We start from the raw sequence: 18,618 nt of genomic DNA, 5'->3' as shown, positions 1-18,618 counted from the left end.
ATTTCCGATAGCTTCCTCTCGGTCCGGTCCGGACGCCTGCTGCCAGAGGCGTCCGTTCCGCACTCATGCCCAAGAGCCGTGACAGAGGTCGAGAGGAAGTCCCGTGGGACACGTACTGGTTATCGAGAGCTGGGTGGGGTCGATGAGCAGGCTCCTGCCCAGGGCGATCCGCGAGGGCGGGCACGAGTTCACCTTCCTCACCCGGGACCTGCACCACTACCTGCGCTCGGCCCCGGCCGACGGCGGCCCGCACCCGCTGCTCGCGGCGCGCAACCTCATCACCGCCGACACCAACGACACGGCAGCCCTGCTCCCGCTCGTCGAGCGACTGCACGCCGTCCTCGGTTTCGACGCCGTGGTCTCCTCCTGCGACTACTACCTGCCCGCCGTGGCGCGCGTCGCCGAGCGCCTCGGCCTGCCCGGCCCCGCCGCCACGGCCGTCGAGAACGCCTGCCGCAAGGACCTGACCCGCCGGGTACTGGACGAGGCAGGGGTGCCCGGCCCGCGCTTCGCGCTCTGCGCCGACACCGAGGAGGCGCTGGGCGCCGCCCGCGGGATCGGCTACCCGCTCGTGGTCAAACCGGCCGACCTGTGCGCCGGGATGCTCGTGCGCCAGGTCGGCGACGAGCGCGAGCTGGAGCGGGCCTGCCGGGCCCTGGCCGAGTTCCCCGTCAACGCCCGGGGCCAGCACCGCGCCCCGGTCATCCTGCTCGAAGAGCTGCTCACCGGCCCCGAGGTCAGCATCGAGACCGTCTCCTTCGACGGCGCGACCCACGTCGTGGGCATCACCGACAAGAGCATCGGCGGCGCGCCCGCCTTCATCGAGACAGGCCACATGTTCCCGGCGGACATCGGCCCCGAGCAGGCACGAGCGGCGGCCGACTCGGCAGTCGCGGCCGTCACCGCCCTCGGCCTGGACCACGTCGTCTGCCACACCGAGCTCAAACTGACCCCCGCCGGGCCGCGCCTGGTCGAGGTCAACCCCCGCCCCGCCGGCAACCGCATCACCGAACTGGTCCGCCACGTCACGGGAGTCGACCTCGCGGCCGCCTGCGTGGACGTCGCCCTCGGCCGCACACCCGACCTGACCGTCCGCCCGACCGGGGTGCACAGCGCCGCCATCGCCTTCCTGCTGCCCGCCGACGGGGGGATCCTCACCGGCGTCGAGGGTGCCGAAGAGGTACGGAGCCGGCCCGGGGTGCTGGAGCTCACCCTGGCCGAACCGGGCCGCGCCGTTCGGCCCGCGACCAGCAACAACGAGTACCTGGGCCACGTCATGACCGCCGACACCGAAGGCCCGGGCGCCCGCGCGCGGGCCGAACGGCTGATCGCCCGCCTGCGGCCCGCCTACGAACTGTGTTCCGCCGAGCCGGCCGCGGCGGTGAACGCGTGACCGCACCCGCCCCCGCCGCCGCACCCGCCCTTCACGAACCGCGCGTGCGGACCGTCGACGGCCTCCTCGGACAGGCCCGCGCCGGCGCCTACGGACCCGACCCCGCCGGGCAGCGCGTGGCCCTCGCCTTCACCACCTCGCAGGCCGTACGCCACGCCGGCCGCGCCCGCGGCTACCGCAACGAGGTGCTCAGCCTGCGCCTCGACGCAGCCGTCGGCTCCTGCGCCGTGGAACCCGGCACCCTGCCGCCGGCCGCGCTCGACGACTGCGTCGGCGCCACCGTCGCCGAGCTGCTCGACCACCCGCTGCCGCCCGTACGGATCGCCGCCCTCGACGCCTACCTCACGCACGTCCGCCCGCACGCCCCCGAGCACGGCGCCCGCCCCTACGCCATCCCGGCCGGCAGCTCGCTGCACCGCTCCCGGGCCCGCGCCCGCGCCGTCGTCGACCTCCTGCCCGCAGCCGGAGTGAGCCGGGTCCTGGTCGTCGGCGTCGTCAACTCCCTGCTGGAGCGGCTGCGCGAGCGCGGGACCGCGTACACGCCCTGCGACCTCAAGGGCGGCACCACCGAATGGGGCGAGCCCGTACGGACCGACGCGCTCGCGGAGCTGGCCCGCTGCGACGCCGTCCTCGCCTCCGGGATGACCCTGGGCAACGGCACCTTCCAGCCGCTGCTCGACCACGCCGCCGCCACCGGCAAGCCCCTCGTCATGTTCGCCCAGACCGGCAGCGCCGTACTCCCGCGCTTCCTCGGCTCCGGGGTGCACGCCGTCTCCGCCGAGCCGTACCCCTTCTTCTGGCTCGACGGCGGCCCCGGCGTCATCCACCGCTACGGGGGCACCCGGTGACCGTCACCCCGATCCTGCCCCGCCCGCACACCCGGGCCGGCAACCCCGACCTGCTGCCGCTCCTCGGCCGCACCCCGCTCGCCCGGATCCACGCCGACCTGCCGCACCGCCACCCCGGCTTCTGGGCGAAACTCGAATGCCTCGGCGCCGGCGGGATGAAGGCCCGCGCCGCCGTCTCCATGCTGACCGGAGCCCGTGCCCGCGGCGAACTGCTGCCCGGCGCCCCCGTCGTGGAATCCACCTCCGGCACCCTCGGCATCGGCCTGGCCTTCGCCGGCCAGGCCCTCGGCCACCCCGTGGTCCTCGTAGGCGACACCGAACTCGAACCGTCCATGCGCCGGCTGCTGTGCAGCCACGGGGCCCGGCTCGAACTCGTCGACCGCCCGGCCGCCCGGGGCGGTTGGCAGGCCGCCCGGATCGCCCGGCTGCGCGAGGTGCTCCGCTCGATGCCGGGCGCGTACTGGCCCGACCAGTACAACAACCCCGACAACGCCGCCGGGTACCTCTCGCTCGCCGCCGAACTCACCGACCGGCTCGACCACCTGGACGTCCTCGTGTGCAGCGTCGGCACCGGCGGCCACAGCGCCGGACTCGCCGCCCCGCTGCGCCGCCGCTGGCCCCGCCTCAAGGTCATCGGCGTCGACTCCGTCGGCTCGGCCATCTTCGGACAGCCCGCCAGACCCCGCCTCATGCGCGGACTCGGCAGCAGCATCCACCCCGCCAACGTCGCCCACCACGCGTTCGACGAGGTGCACTGGGTGGGGCCCGCCGAGGCCGTGGACGCCTGCCGCCGGCTCGCCCGCTCCGCCTTCGTCAGCGGCGGCTGGAGCACGGGAGCCGTCGCCCTCGTCGCCGCCTGGGCCGCCCGGACCGAGCCCGGATCGGTCGTCGCCACCGTCTTCCCCGACGGACCGCACCGCTACCTCGACAGCATCTACGACGACGACTTCTGCCGCGCCCACGGCCTGGACACCGCCGACCGCGCAGTCCGCCCCCTGGAGATCCCGCACCCCCACGCCGTCGAGGCCACCGGCTGGGCCCGCTGCAAGACCGTCCTCGCACCGACCCGCGGAGGCGCCGCGTGAAGCTCACCTGGCACACCACCGGCCTGGAACTCGCCGAACCGCTGCGGATCTCCCGCTCGGTGATGTCCCGCCGCGACGCCGTCCACGTCGCGATCGAGCACGGCGGGCTGAGCGGCTGGGGCGAAGCCGTCAGCAGCGACTACCTCGCACTGCCCACCGCCCTCATCCACCAGCACCTGGAAGCCGTGCGCGCCGCGACCGAGCGCTTCCCCGACCCGGAGACCGCCTGGGCCGAGACCGGCGCCGGACACCCGGCCTGGGCCGGACTCCCGCCGGGGGTGCTGGCCGCCGTCGAGGCCGCCGTACTGGACCTGGTGGGCAAACGGGCCGGCGAGCCCGCGCACCGGCTCCTCGGCACTCCCACCGCCCCGGCCGCCGCCACCGCCCGTACGATCGGCATCACCGCGCCCGTCCCCGCGGCCGCCCAGGCCGCCCGCCTCGCCCTGAGCGGCTTCACCGTCCTGAAGGTCAAGGCGGGGTCCCCCGATCCGGCCGAAGACCTCGCGCGCGTGGAAGCCGTACGCACCGGAGCGCCCGGGGCCGCCCTGCTGCTCGACCCCAACGGAGCGTGGACCGAACGCCAGGCCCTCGACCTGCTGCCGCGCTTCGCCGCACTCGGCGTCGGCGCCGTGGAACAGCCCGTCGCGCCGGGCCGGCCCGAAGCCCTGGCCCGGGTCGCCAAGGAATCCCCGGTCCCCGTCATCGCCGACGAGGACGCCGTCTCGTACGAGGACGCCGCCCGGCTCGCCGGCCTGGTCCACGGCGTCAACGTCAAGCTCGCCAAATGCGGCGGGGTGCGGGCCGCCCTGCGCATCCACGAAGCCCTGCGCGGCAGCGGCACCGACCTGATGCTCGGCTGCCTCACCGCCAGCTCGCTCGGCATCGCCCCCGCCGTGCACCTCGCCGACCGGGCCCGCTGGGTGGACCTCGACGGCCACCTGCTGCTCGCCGACGACCCGTGGACCGGCATCGGCGGCCCGGACGGCACCGTGCGCGCCTCCGACCGGGCCGGCCTCGGCGTCAGACCCGCCCGGGCGGAGGCCGGACGGTGAAAACCCTGACCGCCGTCCGCGGCTTCCCGCTCGCCGTCCGCCTGCTCCTCGTCAACCAGCTCGGCGTCAACACCGGCTTCTACCTCCTCATCCCGTACCTCGCCACGCACCTGTCCCACGACCTCGGGCTCTCCGCTGCCGCCGTCGGAGTCATCCTGGGCCTGCGCAACCTCAGCCAGCAGGGCCTCTTCCTGCTCGGCGGCTCGGCCGCCGACCGGCTCGGCGCCCGCGGGGTGATCATCGCCGGGTGCGCCCTGCGGACGGCGGGGTTCGCGATGTTCGCGCTCGGGGACACGTTGGCGCTGCTGCTCGCCGCGTCCGTGCTCAGCGGGCTGGCGGGGGCACTGTTCAACCCCGCCGTGCGGACCTACGTCGCCCAGGAGGCGGGCGAGCGCAAGGCCGAGGCCTTCGCGCTGTTCAACGTCTTCGCCACCACGGGAGCCCTGCTCGGCCCGCTGCTCGGCACGCTCCTGCTCCTCGTGGACTTCCGGGCCGCCGCCGTCACCGCGGCCGGGATCTTCGCGGCGCTCACCCTGGCGCAACTCCTCGTGCTGCCCGCCCGGGAGGTCCCGGCGCCGGAGACCCGGCTGACGGGCGACTGGCGGGAAGCGGCGGGCAGCCGGGGGTTCCTCCCCTTCTCCCTCGCCATGATCGGCATGTACGGACTGGAGAACCAGCTGTACCTGCTGCTGCCGCACGCGGCCGTGCGCGCCTCCGGCTGGGACGGCTCGATCGGCCTGCTGTTCCTCGCCGGAACCGTCGCCAACCTGCTCTTCCAGCTCCGCATCACCCGCAGGCTGAAGGAGACCGGCAGCCGCGCCCGCTGGATATCCGCCGGCCTCGCGGTCATGGGCCTCGGCTTCGTGCCCCCGATGCTCGTCGCGGCCGCCCCCGCCCCGCACCCGGCCCACCTGCTGCCCGTGCTCGCCGGCGCCCTGCTGCTGCACCTCGGGGTGATGACCGCCCAGCCCTTCGTGATGGAGCTGATACCGGCCTTCGGCCGCCAGAGCCTCACCGGAACCTACTACGGCCTCTTCTACGCGGTGTCCGGCATCGCGGCCGCAGCCGGCAGCGCCGCCGTCGGCTGGGCCATGGACACCGCCGGGCACACCGGACTGGCCTGGCTGCCGTTCGCCTGCTGTCTCGCCCTCGGCCTGGCCTCGGCGGCGGCCGTGGCCCGCCTCCACCGAAGACGGGCCCTGCCGGGCGCCGCCGGAGCGGCCGAACCTCTGCCCGCCGCCAACCGCCCCAGGAGCAAGACCCGATGAGCAGTGGCAACCTCCTCACCGACCATCCCGAGCTGTACGAGGAGCGCTTCCCCGACCCCCACCACCTCGCCGCCCGCTGGGCCGAGTCCGTCCTGGCCGGCCATGGCGCCGGCCCCCGCGTCCTCGACGTGGGCTGCGGCACCGGCCGCGACGCGGCCTGGCTGCACCACCGGGCCGACCGCGAGGTCACCGGCATCGACACCTCCGAGGCCATGCTGGCCCACGCCCGCCGCCACCACCCCGGGCCGGCCTACCACCACGCCGACATGCGCGACTTCGACCTCGGCCGGACCTTCGACGCCGTCGTCTGCCTCGACAGCGCCCTGCTCTACTGCCACACCAACGAGGACCTCACCGCCTTCCTCGCCCGCTGCCGTGCCCACCTCGCCCCCGGCGGTCTGCTCATCGCCGAGATGCGCAACGGGGCGTTCTTCCTCGGCAACACCGAACTGCTCGACGGCGCCCGCACCGCCACCTTCACCCGGCACGGCGTCACCTACACCTCGCGCACCACCCTGCACATCGACCATGCCGCGCAACTCCTGCGCCGCCACCGGGTCTGGAGCGCCGACGACGGCACGCCCCCGGCCGAGCAGCACTCCGCGTGGCGCCTGCTCTTCCCGCAGGAGCTCCGCCACTTCCTGACCACCGCCGGCTTCGAGGTCCTCGGCCTCCACGACGGGCCCGGCCCCCGGACCGAACCGCCCTGGAGCGAAGGCGACGCCCCGCACGCGACGGCGAGCGCCGACCGACTGCACCTCGTAGCGCGCCTGAAGCACCACCACCACAGCAACGGAGACAGCACCTCATGAACGACCGCCACCGCCAGACCGGCTTCGCCCGCAGAACCATCCTCGCGGCCGGAGCCGCCGGCACCCTCGCCCTCGCCACCGGCTGCGGGACCGGCAAGACCGGCGCGAGCGACGCCAAGGAGGGCACGGGCACCCCCAAGCCCGGCGGACGCCTGCGCGCGGCCTTCGCCGGCGGCGGCGCGGCCGAGACCCTCGACCCGCACGCGGCCAACCTGTTCGTCGACGCCGCCCGCGCCAAGGCCCTCTTCGACAAGCTCGCCGACTTCGGCGCCGACCTCGCCCCGGTACCCCGCCTCGCCGAGCGCTGGGAGCCGAACGAGACCCTCGACACCTGGCGGATCACCCTGCGCAAGGCCGCCTTCCACGACGGCCGGCCCGTCACCGCCGAGGACGTCCTCTACAGCTACCGCCGGATCGCCGACCCGAAGGGCACCTTCCGCGCGAAGGCCTCCCTGGAGCCGATCGACCTGTCGGCGAGCCGTGCCGTCGACGCCTCCACCGTCGAGTTCCGGCTCAAGCGGCCGTACGCCGAGTTCCCCAACACCCTCGCGGCCTTCGGCGCCTACATCGTCCCCAAGGACGCGGCCTCCTTCGACCGGCCCGTCGGATCCGGCCCCTTCGCCTTCGTCTCCTTCACGCCCGGCAGCAGCCTCCTGGTCAAGCGGAACGAGGCCTACTGGGAGGGCGCCCCGCACCTCGACGAGCTCGAATTCGTCATAGCGGCCGAAGAGTCCGCGCGTGTGAGCGCGCTCCTCGGCGGGCAGGTCGACTACGCCCACGAGCTCACCCCGGCCAGCGCCCGCGCCCACGAGGGCAAGGGCAGGATCCAGGTCGTACGGCTGCCCGGCAGCGCCATGCAGGGCTTCGTCATGAAGACCGACCGGCCGCCCTTCGACGACAAGCGGGTCCGGCAGGCCTTCTTCCTCATCGCCGACCGCAAGGAGCTCCTCGACGGCGCCCTCTCCGGAGCCGGCGAGATGGGCAACGACCTCTTCGGCAAGGGCTGCCAGTACTACGCGGCCGGCCTGCCCCAGCGCACCCAGGACCTCGAACGGGCCCGCGCCCTCCTCAAGGAGGCCGGCGCCGAAGGACTCAAGGTCACCCTCGACACCGCGCCTGCCGCCACCGGCTTCGTGGAGGCCGCCGGCATCTTCAAGGAGCAGGCGGCCAAGGCCGGGGTCACCGTGGAGGTCAAGGTCGGCAACAAGGACACGTACTGGAAGGACATCCTCTCCGGCGGAACCTTCGCCTCCTACCGGTCCGGCGCCATGCCCATCGAGTCCCACATCAGCCAGCGGCTGCTCACCGGATCCACCACCAACGCCACGAAGTGGCAGCACAAGGACTTCGACGACCTCTACCAGCAGGCCCAGTGCACCCGCGACGAGAAGGAGCGCGCCGCCCTCTACGAGCGGATGCAGCGCCGGCTGCACGACGAAGGCGGCTTCCTGATCTGGGGCTTCGCCGACTGGATCGTCGCCACCTCGCCCAAGGTCCGCGGGGTGTCGAAGACGGCCCCGGCCAATACCCTCGACTGGGCCCGCTTCGACCGGACCTGGCTCGCGTGACCACGGGGCTTCCCTGGATCGGCCGCCGCCTGCTCCTCGGCCTGGGGCAGACGGCGGCCGTCGTCCTGCTGATCTTCCTCCTCACGGAGGCGCTCCCCGGCGACGCGGCCGTCGCGTTCGCCGGCGACCAGCCCGACCCCGAGCGGATCGCCCGGATCCGCGAGGCCATGGGGCTGGACCGGCCCGCCGGGGAGCGGCTGGGGGACTGGGTCGCCGGCCTGCTCCACGGCGACCTCGGCACCTCCTTGGTCACCGGACGGCCCGTCACCGGGCACCTCGCCGCCGGCCTCGGCCCCACCCTGATCCTCGCCGCCGCCACCCTGGCCCTGCTGGTCCCGCTCTCGGTCGGCCTCGGGGTACTGGCCGCCCGCCGCGAGGGCGGCCCTGTGGACCAGGCGATCAGCGCCCTGACCCTGGCCGTGCACTCCGTACCGGAGTTCGCCCTCGGCGTGCTGCTTGCGGCCCTGTTCGCCCTCCACCTGGGCTGGCTCCCCGCCACCGCCGTCGGCACAGACCTCGCCGCCGAACCGCTGGTGCTGGTCCTGCCCGTACTCGTGCTGACGGCCCGGCCCGTGTGCACGCTGAGCCGTCTCGTGCGCGCCGGGATGATCGAGGCGATGGCCTCGCCGTACGTGGCCCAGGCGCGCCGGTACGGCATCTCCGGCTCCCGCGTCCGCTGGGCGCACGCCCTCCCGTGCGCGCTGGCGCCCGCCACCCAGCAGTTGGCGCGGACCGTGGACTGGCTGCTCGGCGGGGTGATCGTCGTGGAGGCCCTGTTCGTCGTCCCGGGGCTCGGGACCGTGCTCATCGAGGCCGTCGCCGCCCGCGACGTACCCGTCGTCCAGGGCATGGCCGTCGTCTTCGGAGTCGTCACGGTCCTGGCCAACCTCGGTGCCGACCTCGTCGCCCGCCGCTTCGCCCCGCGGGCGGGGGTGGCCGCGTGAAGTCCGCCCGAGGTGCCCGGTTCGCCGTGGCCGCCGTGCTCGTCGCCGTACCGCTGCTGCTCGCCCTCCTCGGACCCCTGTTCGCCGGGCCCGCCGGCCCGAGGTCCGTCTCCTTCGCCACCGGCCAGGGCCACTGGCTCGGCACGGACTTCACCGGCCGCGACGTCTGGCGGCAGGTGCTGCTCGGCGGCCGCTCCGTGGTGCTCGTGGCGCTCGGCGCGACCGCGCTCGCCTACCTGATGGCCCTGCCCGCCGGGCTCGCGGCGGCGCTCACCCGCCGCGGATGGCTGGAGGAAGCGCTGATGAGGCCGCTGGACGTGCTCAGCGCGGTGCCCTCACTGCTCCTCGTCCTGCTCGTGGCGGCCACCCTCCAGCCGGGTCCCGGCGCACTGACCGCGCTCGTCGGGCTGGCCGCCGTACCGGACGCGGCGCGCGTGGTCCACGCGGCGGCGGTGGAGGTGGCCTCCCGGCCGGCCGTGGAAGCGCTGCGCATGCAGGGCGAGTCCTGGTGGCGCACGGCGCTCGGCTACGTGGCCCGGTCCATGCGGCGCACCCTCGCCGCGGACGTCGGGATCCGGCTCACCGGGGCCCTGTACCTGGTGGCCACGGCCGCGTTCCTGGGCGTCGGCGTACCACCGGACGCCGCCGACTGGGCGGTGATGGTCGACCGCAACCGGACCGGGCTGTTCCTCCAGCCCTGGGCCGTGGTGGTGCCGGCCGCCCTCATCGCCGCCCTGTCGACGGGCGCCAACCTGCTGTTCGACGCGGCTCTCGGGAAGGGAAAGGGCACATGAGCACCATCGCGGAGGTACGGGACCTGCGGGTGGAGATCGGCGGCCGGGTCCTCGTCGACGGCGTCAGCCTCGCGGCCCGCGCCGGCCGGATCACCGCCGTCATCGGCCCCTCCGGCAGCGGCAAGACCACCACCGGCCTCGCGCTCCTCGGCGAACACCCGCGGGGCGCCCGCGTCGAGGGACTCGTACGCACCCGGCCGGGCGCGGTGGGCTACGTACCCCAGCACCCGGCCGCCGTGCTCAACCCCGCCCGGCGCGTCGGCGCCCTGCTCGGCGATATCGCGGCCCTCGGGGCGGGCTGCCGCCGGGAGCGGCGGCAGCGGGTGCACGAGGCCCTGCGGCTGGCCCGGATCCCGGACCCCGAACAGGTCCTGCGGCGCTTCCCCCACCAGCTCTCCGGCGGGCAGCAGCAGCGCGTGGTGCTCGCGCAGGCGCTGCTGCACGGAGCCTCGGCGATCGTCGCCGACGAACCCACGACGGGACAGGACACGCACACCAAAGCGGGGATCGTGGCCGAGCTGGCGGCCCTCGCCGGCCGGGGCATGGCCGTCGTCCTGCTGAGCCATGACCTCACGGTGGTACGGGAACTGGCCGACGAGGCCGTGGTGATGCGCGCCGGCCGGATCGTGGACCGGGGACCGGTGGACGCCGTGCTCGACGCCCCGGCCCCCGCAGCGACACCCCGCATCCCGCGCACCCGCCGTCCGGCGGGGCCGGTGCGCCTGGAGGTCGAGGCCCTGACCGCCCGCCACCGCACGGCACGCGGCCGCGTGGACGTGCTCCACGGCGTCGGGATCTCGGTCGCGGCGGGGGAGTGCCTCGCCCTGGTGGGCCCCTCGGGCAGCGGCAAGACCACCCTGGGGCGGTGTCTGGCGGGGCTGCACGCCGATTACCGGGGCGGGATCCTGCTCGACGGCGCACGGCTGCCCAACAGCCTGCGTGCGCGCGGCCGGGCGGAGCTGGCGGCCGTGCAGTACGTGTTCCAGGACGCGCGGGCGGCCTTCGACGAACACCGGCCGGTCCTCGACCAGGTCGCCCGCACCGCGGTCCGGCTGCGCGGAGCCGCCCCGGCGGCGGCGCGCGAGGAGGCCGTCGGGGCGCTGGCGGAGCTGGGTTTGAGCAGTGGTACGGCCGCCCGTCGGCCGGGATCGCTCTCCGGCGGGGAACTCCAGCGGGCCGCGCTCGCCCGGGCCCTGCTCGCCCGGCCGCGGCTGCTCGTCTGCGACGAGATCACGTCCGGGCTGGACCCCGTGAACCGCGACGCGGTGCTCGACCTGCTCGCGGGGGTCCGGGAACGCACCGGGCTCGCCCTGGTGTTCATCACGCACGACCTCGTGTCCGCGGCCGCGCTGGCCGACCGTACCGTCGTGCTGGACGGGGGACGGGTCACCCCGCCCGCGGCGGCGCGGGCTACCGCCGGCTGTTGAGGAAGCCGATGGCGACGGCCCCCCACCAGGCGACCTGCGAGACGGTCGCCGTCGCCGCGCCCCGCAGCAGCAGGGCGCGGGTGGCGGGCCGGCCGTCGAGGGCCGCAAGCCGCCGGTGCAGGACGCTCGCCTGGACGCCGTTCAGCGAAAGGAGCAGCACGAGGCCGAGCTTGACGCAGGTCAGCGGGGACGAGAGGTCCGGGTGGAGGAAGGCACCGCTGAACACGAGACCGCCGAGGCCCGCCCAGACCGGCACGTGCAGGGGGGCGGTGGCGTCGACCACGTCCCGCAGCGACTTGCGGCCCGTGAGCCACAGGGCGCCGAAGTAGTCGATCGCGAGCACCGCGCCGAACCCCAGGACCAGGGAGGCGAGGTGTACGAAGAGGGCCACGGTGTGGAGCGTGGAGTCCGCCCGGAGGTGGAGGGCGATCCAGGTGGTGGCCGCCCAGGCCGCGCACACGGCCAGGGAAGCGACGGCAGGTCCGCACCACTGCGGGATCTGGAGCAGATCCGAGGCCTGACCTGGTCTTCGTTCGATCGAGAGGGCATCTGCGGTGGACATGGTGCTCCGTAGGCGGTTACGCGAGGGTGTACTCACAGCCGCACGGAGTGAGCAAGGTAAGGCTGCCCTAAGCGTCATGCTTTCGTCAATGTGACCTGTGGCGCAAAATCGCTCACCGGGTGTGACGGGATCGCCGCCCCCGCGGGACCCGCCGCCTCAAGCCGCCCGGGTGTCCGTGCCGCCGGGGCCGAAGTCGCGCTCGAAGCCCTCGCGGAAGCCGGGCCGATCCATCGCGCGCTCGAAGGCCTGCGCGGCGCGAGCGAGCCCGGCTTCGTTCTCCTCGGCGGCGGTGAGTACGGCGAGATACGCGCGCAGGCTCAGTCCGCGGGCCGTGGCGAGCGCGGTGAGCCGCTCGTGCACATCGGAGTCGACCTCGACTGTGGTGGTGTCAGCCATGCTCCGAGTATGCGCGTCCGCGGCCCGGCCGGGGGCCCGTTCACGGCGAGGACGCGTTCCCGGTCTCCTCCAGCAACCGCTCGAACTCCTGCCGGTGGTCGCCGAGGAGCTGCGGGTCGAAGAGAGCCGGCAGCGCGCGGAGCAGGTCGGCCGCTCCCGGGTCGCCGAGGGAGACCAGGGCCCGGGCCGCCGCCACCCGGCTGGGATCCCAGGCTTTGGGGCACCGGGCCAGCAGGTGGAGGGCGTGCGTGGACCGGCGGTCGCCGGCTCCGGCCAGCGCCAGGGCGGCCTCCATCCGTACCGCGAGGGTGTGGCGGACGGACCAGACGAGCGCGTGCAGGTGATCGGCGGCGCCGGGATGGCCGAGGCCGGCCAGGGCGGCGGCAGCGGTCACCCGGGGAAGACCGTCGACCTCCGGGTCGTCGAGGATGCCTTGCAGGATGCCGGGCGCGCGCGGGTCTCCCAGCGCGGCCAACTCCCGTGCCGCGGCCACCCGGTCGCGCTGGCGATGGGTGCCGTCGGATCCGCGAGGACGGGGGCCGGACCCGGCCGGCCCGTCGTTCGGTGGGGGTTCCAGGTCCAGGGCGAGGGCGTGGAAGACGTCGGCGGCCCGCTCGGGGTCGTGCCCGGCCAGCAGGTGCGCGGTGTGCAACTGGTCCGAGAGCGGGAAGTCGGGGGAGCGGCCGAGTTCGTGGAGCACGTCGGTCCCGAGGCGATCGCCCGACGCTGCCAGCACCCGGGCCGCCCTGAGGCGCGAGTAGGCATTGGCCCGCGCACAGCGGGCGACGGCGGCGAGCGCGCCGGGACCGCCCGGGTCGCCGAGGCCGGTCAGGCCTTCGGCCGCCGCCAGGTGGAGCCGGTCGCACGCGTCCGTATCGCGGATGAGGATGCGGAGCGCGGACGTGGCATCGGTGTCGCCGAGTGCTGCCGCCGCAACGGCGAAGCCGACACGGGCCTGTCCGTTGCTGTTGGGGTCCGCGGCCAGCGCGTGGAACAGGCCGGCGGCTCCCGGGTCGTCGAGTCCTGCCGACAGTTCGGCGGCCCTGGTGCGTACGTACGCTTCGACACGCGTGTCGAGGGAGAGCGCCCGGAGGAGACCGGGTGCCCGGGGATCACCGCGCGCGATCAGGGCTTGGACGGCCGGCAGGCGTTCGTGTCTGGAGTCGGAGGCGTGGGCGGCGAGAGCGTGCAGCCGGTCGGGTCCCCGTGGGTCGCCGAGGTCGGCCAACGCCGCCGCCGCGGGGGCCAGTCCGTGATAGTGGTGACCCCCTAGGGAGAAGGTGTGGAGGGCTTCCGCGGTCCCCCGCACCACGTCGTCGGGAAGCCGGGTTCCCATGCGGGCGAGGGCGGCGACGAACACCCAGCCGGGCAGCCCGCCACGGGATGCCAGACGCCGCAGGGGTGAGCGGCGCGGGTCGAGCCCGGCGCCGTGGGCGGCGTCGAGCAGGAACGCCACGTACGAGATGTCCTCGGGGGGCTGCCAGTAGCGCAGCAGCCACACCCGCGGCCAGACCCCCGGCGGCGTCCCGGGCGCGTAGGGGGTGAGCGGGAGCCCCGGATTGCAGAAGTGGTAGCGGTGGAAGGCCCTCCGGATCGCCCGGACCCCCGCCCTCCGGTCACGCACCGCGTGCCGGGCGGCCAGGTGTTCCAGCAGGGTCTGGTGCAGGAAGACGAGGTCGCCGCCGCGCGCCACGAGCAGCCCGCTGCGCCGTGCGGCGGTGTCGAGGAACGCCCGCCAGTCGGCCTCGTGCACGCGTGCGGGCCGCCGGGCTTCCGGCTGCTCGCACAGGATGTCCAGCGCGGGGCGCTCGTTGCCGGCGTGGCGTTCGGCGGCCAGCCGGGCGATCAGGTCCGGGAGCCGGTCGAGCGCCGCCTCGGCCGCCGCCTCGCCCGTCGCCTCTGCGGCGCGGAGCGGTCCGGCCCGGTGCTGGTGGCGGGTGAGCAGGTCGATGAACTCCTCGTAGACCTGTCCGCGCCCCGCGGGCAGCGGCCGGTCCGGAGCGGCGGCGTGCAGCTGGCAGAGCATCGCGGTCATCAGCGGTACGTGGGCGAGAGCCGCCAGCCGGGTCCGGTCCAGGGCCCTCAGGAACCGGCCCGTGGTCGCGGCGGGGTCCGGCACGGAGAGGGTCCGGAACCAGCCTTCGGCGACGACCGGCAGATCGTCCCGGCCGAACGGCTGGAGGTCGTACCGGGGTACGTCGGAGCCAAGGAGGTCGAGTTCCGTGTCGGGCAGCGGGCGGGTCGCGACGACGAACCGGTACGGACCCGCGTGCTCACTGCGGGAGGCCTCCGCGAGGCGGCGCAGCACTTTCTGGCGGGCTGCCGCCTGCGAGACCTCGTCGAGTCCGTCGACCAGTACCAGCCAGACCGCCCCGGGCTGCGGCTCGGCGGCGAAGAAGTCCGGCGGCACCCCTTTCATGAGCCCCTCGTACTCCGCGTTCACGTAGTCGGCGAGGGCGTTCGCCGGCGGAGCGTGGACCAGGGCCGCGGCCGGCACCAGCACGGGCACCCTCCCGGTGCCGCGCCCCGCGAGCAAGTGCCCGGTCTCCTGGGCGAGCCAGGTGCGCAGCAGGCTCGACTTGCCGCCGCCCGGCCCCGCCATGACCACGCAGGTCCGCCCGCCGGCCAGTACCTCGTCGGCGGGCAGCTCGTCGGCGGGAGGCGCGACCGCCTCACCCACCCAGGTGGCTTCCCGCGCCTGACTCCTGCGCACCCGCTGGCGTACGTACACCGCGGCGAGCGGCGGAGCCGTGCCCGGCAGCACGCCCGCGTACGGATGGTCGCGCGCGGCGGCCAGGGCGGCGGCGAGGTAGCCGTCGATCCGGCGGTTGCGGACGTCCGCCCGCTCCCGCAGCCGGCGCAGCTCCACCAGCGCCGGCCCGGTCACGCCCAGGGCGCGGGCGAGAAGGTCGAGCGTGGTGAGGGTGGGCACCGCCTTCGCGCTGAGGAGGTTGCTGAGCGTCGAGGGCTGGATCCCGGCGGCCTCGGCCACCTCGATCTGCTTGCGCCCGGCCATCGCGGACTTGATCCGCGCGATCAGCTCCTCCTGCGCGCCGCCGGGGCCCGCGCCGCTCACACCGTCCACCCGTACTCCCCGCATCTGGCCGTGCGTTCTGGTTCACATCACCCCTATGAACGCCCGTCGAGGCTATCCCTGGTGCTTCGAGACCGGGCGGACCTTGCCCGAACCGACACCTTCGGATGACCAGGAGTACCCACCATGAGCTTCCAACTGGCGCTGATCGCCTCCCCCTTCGTCCTCGGCCTGCTCGTGCGCCTGCTCCGGGGTTCCCAGCGCTCCCTGGCGACCCTGGCGCGGGGCCTGCGCGATCTCGTGTCCCTGCGGATGGTGCTGCGCGACACCGACCCCGAACAGCGGGCCGCCCTCCTCGACGCCCACCGCGTCTGGCGCACCGCCGAACCGCGCACCCGCCGGGGCCCGGTGCGCCGCTGACCGCCCCGCCGTCAGCCCGCCCAGCGCCCCGTCAGGAACGTGATGGCGACCAGGGTGGACAGCGGGCCCGCGACGCACAGGTACACGGTCCGCACGCGCGGCCGGCGCAGGCTCCAGCCGGCCAGCGCGATCCACAGCGGCCACCACAGCAGCGTGGAACGGGGGATGGAGGTGTACCAGTACGAAGTCCCCAGCGCCCACAGGGTGAGGGCGAGGTAGAGGGCCTCGGGCCACTGCCGGCGCCGTACGAGCAGGACCGCGAGCGCGAGCCCCGCCAGCATCGCCAGGAGCTCGGCCTGCCACATGAGGGCGTACCCGGTGGGCTGGGTGTGCTGGAAGGCGGCGTCCCAGGTGTGGGACCAGGCCTCCCACGGCGCGTGGAAGTCCCGGTACCAGCCGCGTTCCTGGGCGTGCTTCCAGGCCATCCAGTCCCCGGTCCGCGCGTGCAGGAACCAGCCGTACGCGGCCGGTGCGAGCGCGGGCAGGACCAGCCACGGGGCCGCCCGCCAGTCGCGGCGGCCGCGTGCGTCGAGGACGAACCGGAGGGCGAGCGCGGCCACCAGGAACAGTCCCGTGGCGCGCACCGAACAGGCCAGGCAGGCCAGCACCGCCGCCGCGGGCCAGTTCCGGCGCTGCGCCGCCAGCCAGGCGGGCAGGGCCAGGGCGAGGAACAGGGCCTCGGTGTAGCCGGCGGCGAGGAACACCGCGCAGGGGGAGATCAGGAGGAACAGCACCGTGCGCCGGCCCGCCTCCGCGTGCGGCAGCTGCCGCCTGGCGATGCGCGCCAGCGCGAGGACGGCCACACCTCCCGCGACGAACGAGATCAGCGCTCCGGCCGCGGCCCAGTGGGGGACCACCGCGTGGACGGCGCGCAGGGTGAGCGGGAAGCCGGGCAGGAAGGCCTCCCGGTTGTCCCAGCCGGCGGTCCAGGGGCCCGCGCCGGCGGGGAAGTACCCGTCCTGGGCTATGTGGAGGTAGTGCCACCAGTCCCACTGCTCCCAGGGCGAGAGCAGTGACCCGGGGCGCAGCGTGCGGTCCCCGCCGGCGGGGAAGAGCCAGCGGACGGCGCCCGCGGTCGTCCAGATCCCCACGCGGGTGAGCACGTACAGCCAGAGCACTTCGCGGTCGTCCGGGCCGGGCCGAACTCTGCGCGAGGCGGCGGCCCGCAGGCGCCGCACGGGGGAGGGCGGGGCGGGCACCGCGGTCGGCCGGTTCGGGGCGTAAACGGGCATACGGGGATCTCCTGTTCGGGCTGAGGGCGTACGGACCCGCCGGCCGAGGTCCGGACACCGGGCCGGTGGCGGTGCGGTCGCGGCCGCGGGGCTACGGGGGAAACTGCGTGGAGCCGCTGCGGGTGGTCGCGGTCGCGGTCGCCGAGGGGGGCGGGCTCGTCGTCGAACGGGGCGTGGCGGGCGGCGACGCCGGCCGTGTGCGGGACTCGGTCGGCGCCGGGGACGGCGCCTGGGGAGTGGGCGGGGGCGTGCTCGCGGGAAGGGCGGGCCCCGGGTCACCCGGCAGGAGCGCGGCGACGGCCGCGCCGGATCCGGCGAGGACGAGGCAGCAGGCCAGCGCGAAGCCGGCGATCCGGCGCCGCCGGGCCCGCTCCCCGCGCACGGCGATGACGGACACCGGGGCGATGACGGCCCGGGACTGCCCGGCGGAGGCCGCTTCCCGGAACAGGGACCGCAGCGGATCGTGCTCGTACGAGTCAGGCATCGGGAGCCTCCTCAATGCGGGGGTCCTGCAGTTGGCGGGAGAGGGCGGCCCGGCCGCGCGCGAGGTGCGTCTTGACCGTGCTCGGGGACAGCGAGGTCTCGGCGGCGATCTGCTCCACCGTCAGATCGCACACGTAGTGCAGCGTCATCGTCCGGCGCTGCCCCCGCGGGAGCTGCCGCAGGGCCTCCACGAGGGCGACCTCTTCCGGCCCCGGCCCTGCCACATGGCCCGGCGGGCCCGTACGCTGCCAGGCGTCGGCGCTGCGCCGCCGCCCCCGCCGGCGGCTGACGGCGAGCCGCCACGCGACGGTACGGATCCACGCCTCGGGCCGACCGTCCCGTTCCAGCTGACGCCGGCGGCTCCAGCCTCTGACGAAGGCCTCCTGCACCACGTCCTGTGCCTCGTGGTGGTCGCCGAGCATCACGTACAACTGCCCGGTGAGCCGTCCCGCCGCATGCGCGTAGAACTCCTCGAACTCCTCGACGGTCAAAAATCGCTCCCGGCTCCGTGTTTCCCTCTCACCGGTCATACGCCCGGCGCGACGCGTCCGGTCTACACCGGACGACGGGAAATCCTGTGAGTGCCGTCACACACGCGCGTTGGAGCGGGTCCGCGGCTCCCTCTGGCCGGCCGGCGTCACCCAGCGGCAGGGCACGGAGGGCTCTGGCGGCGGCCCTCGGACCGTTCTGCTTCCGGTGGACGCGCCGCCGCCTCACCTGACCCGCCGGCCCCACGGCGCCCGTGGAGGGGCCCGGATCCGGCCGGATCCGGGCCCCTTCGTCAAGGGACGATCAAACCCCCTGGTGACGGTGCGTGCGTACGTGTACCTTCACGGGTAGCTGTCGTGGTTCCAAGTGCCTTGCCCGCACCCTTGGGTGTGGGCAGTTTTGCTGTGTTGTGCCGTAGGACCAGGGCGATCACCTCCGTTTCCCACGCGGTGTGGGAGACGTACGTCAACGGGAAGGCATGAACATGGCTACGGGAACCGTGAAGTGGTTCAACTCCGAAAAGGGCTTCGGCTTCATCGCCCAGGACGGCGGCGGTCCGGACGTCTTCGCGCACTACTCCGCGATCAACGCCACCGGCTACCGTGAGCTCCAGGAGGGCCAGGCCGTGACGTTCGACATCACGCAGGGCCAGAAGGGCCCGCAGGCGGAGAACATCACCCCCGCCTAGTCTCCGGACGGCGAGGAACCGTTTCGGCACCGAAATGCCGGAACACTGAAGTACGACACCGGGGCCGTGCGGCGATCGCCCCCCGGCCCCCGTGCCAAGGTTGGGCACGAGAACCGCCCGGCG

18 protein-coding genes are annotated in these 18,618 nt (G+C 74.7%); 12 read left to right on the top strand and 6 right to left on the bottom strand.

Annotation, left to right across the window (positions count from 1 at the left end; genetic code table 11):
* Positions 1–103 precede the first annotated feature (103 nt).
* Genes AB0O21_RS05300 through AB0O21_RS05255 form a run of 10 tightly spaced genes read left to right on the top strand, consistent with a single transcriptional unit; the run spans position 104 to position 11,191 of the window.
* Complete coding sequence (locus tag AB0O21_RS05300) at positions 104–1,393, top strand: ATP-grasp domain-containing protein (protein ID WP_365166450.1); 1,290 nt, start codon at positions 104–106, stop codon at positions 1,391–1,393.
* On the top strand, positions 1,390–2,241 hold the full coding sequence (locus AB0O21_RS05295) for a DUF364 domain-containing protein (RefSeq protein ID WP_365166448.1): 852 nt from the start codon (positions 1,390–1,392) through the stop codon (positions 2,239–2,241). The genes AB0O21_RS05300 and AB0O21_RS05295 overlap by 4 nt, the downstream gene beginning before the upstream one ends.
* The gene (locus AB0O21_RS05290; protein WP_365166447.1) at positions 2,238–3,326 is read left to right on the top strand and encodes a cysteine synthase family protein; all 1,089 of its coding nucleotides are present in this window, start codon (positions 2,238–2,240) and stop codon (positions 3,324–3,326) included. Before AB0O21_RS05295 ends, AB0O21_RS05290 begins: the two co-directional genes overlap by 4 nt.
* Entirely contained in the window at positions 3,323–4,378 is a 1,056-nt protein-coding gene (locus AB0O21_RS05285; protein WP_365166445.1) for a dipeptide epimerase, read from the top strand. The genes AB0O21_RS05290 and AB0O21_RS05285 overlap by 4 nt, the downstream gene beginning before the upstream one ends.
* Positions 4,375–5,646, top strand: a complete 1,272-nt coding sequence (locus tag AB0O21_RS05280; protein WP_365166443.1) for an MFS transporter — start codon at positions 4,375–4,377, stop codon at positions 5,644–5,646. Before AB0O21_RS05285 ends, AB0O21_RS05280 begins: the two co-directional genes overlap by 4 nt.
* Complete coding sequence (locus AB0O21_RS05275; RefSeq protein ID WP_365166441.1) at positions 5,643–6,458, top strand: methyltransferase domain-containing protein; 816 nt, start codon at positions 5,643–5,645, stop codon at positions 6,456–6,458. Before AB0O21_RS05280 ends, AB0O21_RS05275 begins: the two co-directional genes overlap by 4 nt.
* Positions 6,455–8,026, top strand: coding sequence for an ABC transporter substrate-binding protein (locus AB0O21_RS05270; RefSeq protein ID WP_365166439.1), 1,572 nt, complete (start codon positions 6,455–6,457; stop codon positions 8,024–8,026). Before AB0O21_RS05275 ends, AB0O21_RS05270 begins: the two co-directional genes overlap by 4 nt.
* Positions 8,014–8,970, top strand: a complete 957-nt coding sequence (locus tag AB0O21_RS05265) for an ABC transporter permease (RefSeq protein ID WP_365167113.1) — start codon at positions 8,014–8,016, stop codon at positions 8,968–8,970. The genes AB0O21_RS05270 and AB0O21_RS05265 overlap by 13 nt, the downstream gene beginning before the upstream one ends.
* Positions 8,967–9,764, top strand: a complete 798-nt coding sequence (locus tag AB0O21_RS05260) for an ABC transporter permease subunit (protein WP_365166437.1) — start codon at positions 8,967–8,969, stop codon at positions 9,762–9,764. The genes AB0O21_RS05265 and AB0O21_RS05260 overlap by 4 nt, the downstream gene beginning before the upstream one ends.
* Positions 9,761–11,191 carry an ATP-binding cassette domain-containing protein gene (locus tag AB0O21_RS05255; protein WP_365166435.1) on the top strand — a complete coding sequence of 477 codons (1,431 nt, stop codon included), beginning with the start codon at positions 9,761–9,763 and terminating at the stop codon, positions 11,189–11,191. The genes AB0O21_RS05260 and AB0O21_RS05255 overlap by 4 nt, the downstream gene beginning before the upstream one ends.
* Here AB0O21_RS05255 and AB0O21_RS05250 read toward each other — a convergent pair.
* From AB0O21_RS05250 to AB0O21_RS05240, 3 genes are all read right to left on the bottom strand, one after another.
* Positions 11,175–11,753, bottom strand: coding sequence for a hypothetical protein (locus AB0O21_RS05250; RefSeq protein WP_365166433.1), 579 nt, complete (start codon positions 11,751–11,753; stop codon positions 11,175–11,177). The genes AB0O21_RS05255 and AB0O21_RS05250 overlap by 17 nt on opposite strands.
* Positions 11,754–11,909: 156 nt before the next feature.
* Positions 11,910–12,149 (bottom strand): antitoxin MazE7, encoded by a 240-nt coding sequence (locus AB0O21_RS05245; RefSeq protein WP_365166430.1) that lies wholly within the window; start codon positions 12,147–12,149, stop codon positions 11,910–11,912.
* Positions 12,150–12,189: 40 nt separating this feature from the next.
* Positions 12,190–15,234: a helix-turn-helix domain-containing protein gene (locus AB0O21_RS05240; RefSeq protein ID WP_365166428.1), complete on the bottom strand. Its 3,045-nt coding sequence runs from the start codon at positions 15,232–15,234 to the stop codon at positions 12,190–12,192.
* A gap of 135 nt (positions 15,235–15,369) precedes the next feature.
* Here AB0O21_RS05240 and AB0O21_RS05235 point away from each other — a divergent pair, with 135 nt between their 5' ends.
* Entirely contained in the window at positions 15,370–15,603 is a 234-nt protein-coding gene (locus AB0O21_RS05235; RefSeq protein ID WP_365166426.1) for a hypothetical protein, read from the top strand.
* Between the two features lie 11 nt (positions 15,604–15,614).
* On the opposite strand, the gene AB0O21_RS05230 is transcribed toward AB0O21_RS05235, so the two are convergent.
* The 3 genes from AB0O21_RS05230 to AB0O21_RS05220 form a co-directional block, all read right to left on the bottom strand.
* Positions 15,615–16,835 carry a glycosyltransferase family 39 protein gene (locus AB0O21_RS05230; protein ID WP_365166424.1) on the bottom strand — a complete coding sequence of 407 codons (1,221 nt, stop codon included), beginning with the start codon at positions 16,833–16,835 and terminating at the stop codon, positions 15,615–15,617.
* 91 nt (positions 16,836–16,926) lie between these two features.
* The gene (locus AB0O21_RS05225; protein ID WP_365166422.1) at positions 16,927–17,319 is read right to left on the bottom strand and encodes a hypothetical protein; all 393 of its coding nucleotides are present in this window, start codon (positions 17,317–17,319) and stop codon (positions 16,927–16,929) included.
* Positions 17,312–17,809 carry a SigE family RNA polymerase sigma factor gene (locus AB0O21_RS05220; protein WP_365166420.1) on the bottom strand — a complete coding sequence of 166 codons (498 nt, stop codon included), beginning with the start codon at positions 17,807–17,809 and terminating at the stop codon, positions 17,312–17,314. The genes AB0O21_RS05225 and AB0O21_RS05220 overlap by 8 nt, the downstream gene beginning before the upstream one ends.
* A 482-nt stretch (positions 17,810–18,291) precedes the next feature.
* On the opposite strand from AB0O21_RS05220, the gene AB0O21_RS05215 reads away from it, so the two are divergent.
* Positions 18,292–18,495, top strand: a complete 204-nt coding sequence (locus tag AB0O21_RS05215) for a cold-shock protein (RefSeq protein ID WP_030036890.1) — start codon at positions 18,292–18,294, stop codon at positions 18,493–18,495.
* The last annotated feature ends 123 nt before the right edge of the window (positions 18,496–18,618 follow it).

Origin of the sequence: Streptomyces sp. NPDC091371, from assembly GCF_040684275.1 — a bacterium.
Taxonomy (GTDB): domain Bacteria; phylum Actinomycetota; class Actinomycetes; order Streptomycetales; family Streptomycetaceae; genus Streptomyces.
The sequence above is the reverse complement of the archived record's forward strand: the minus strand, read 5'-3'. Positions and strand labels throughout refer to the sequence as shown.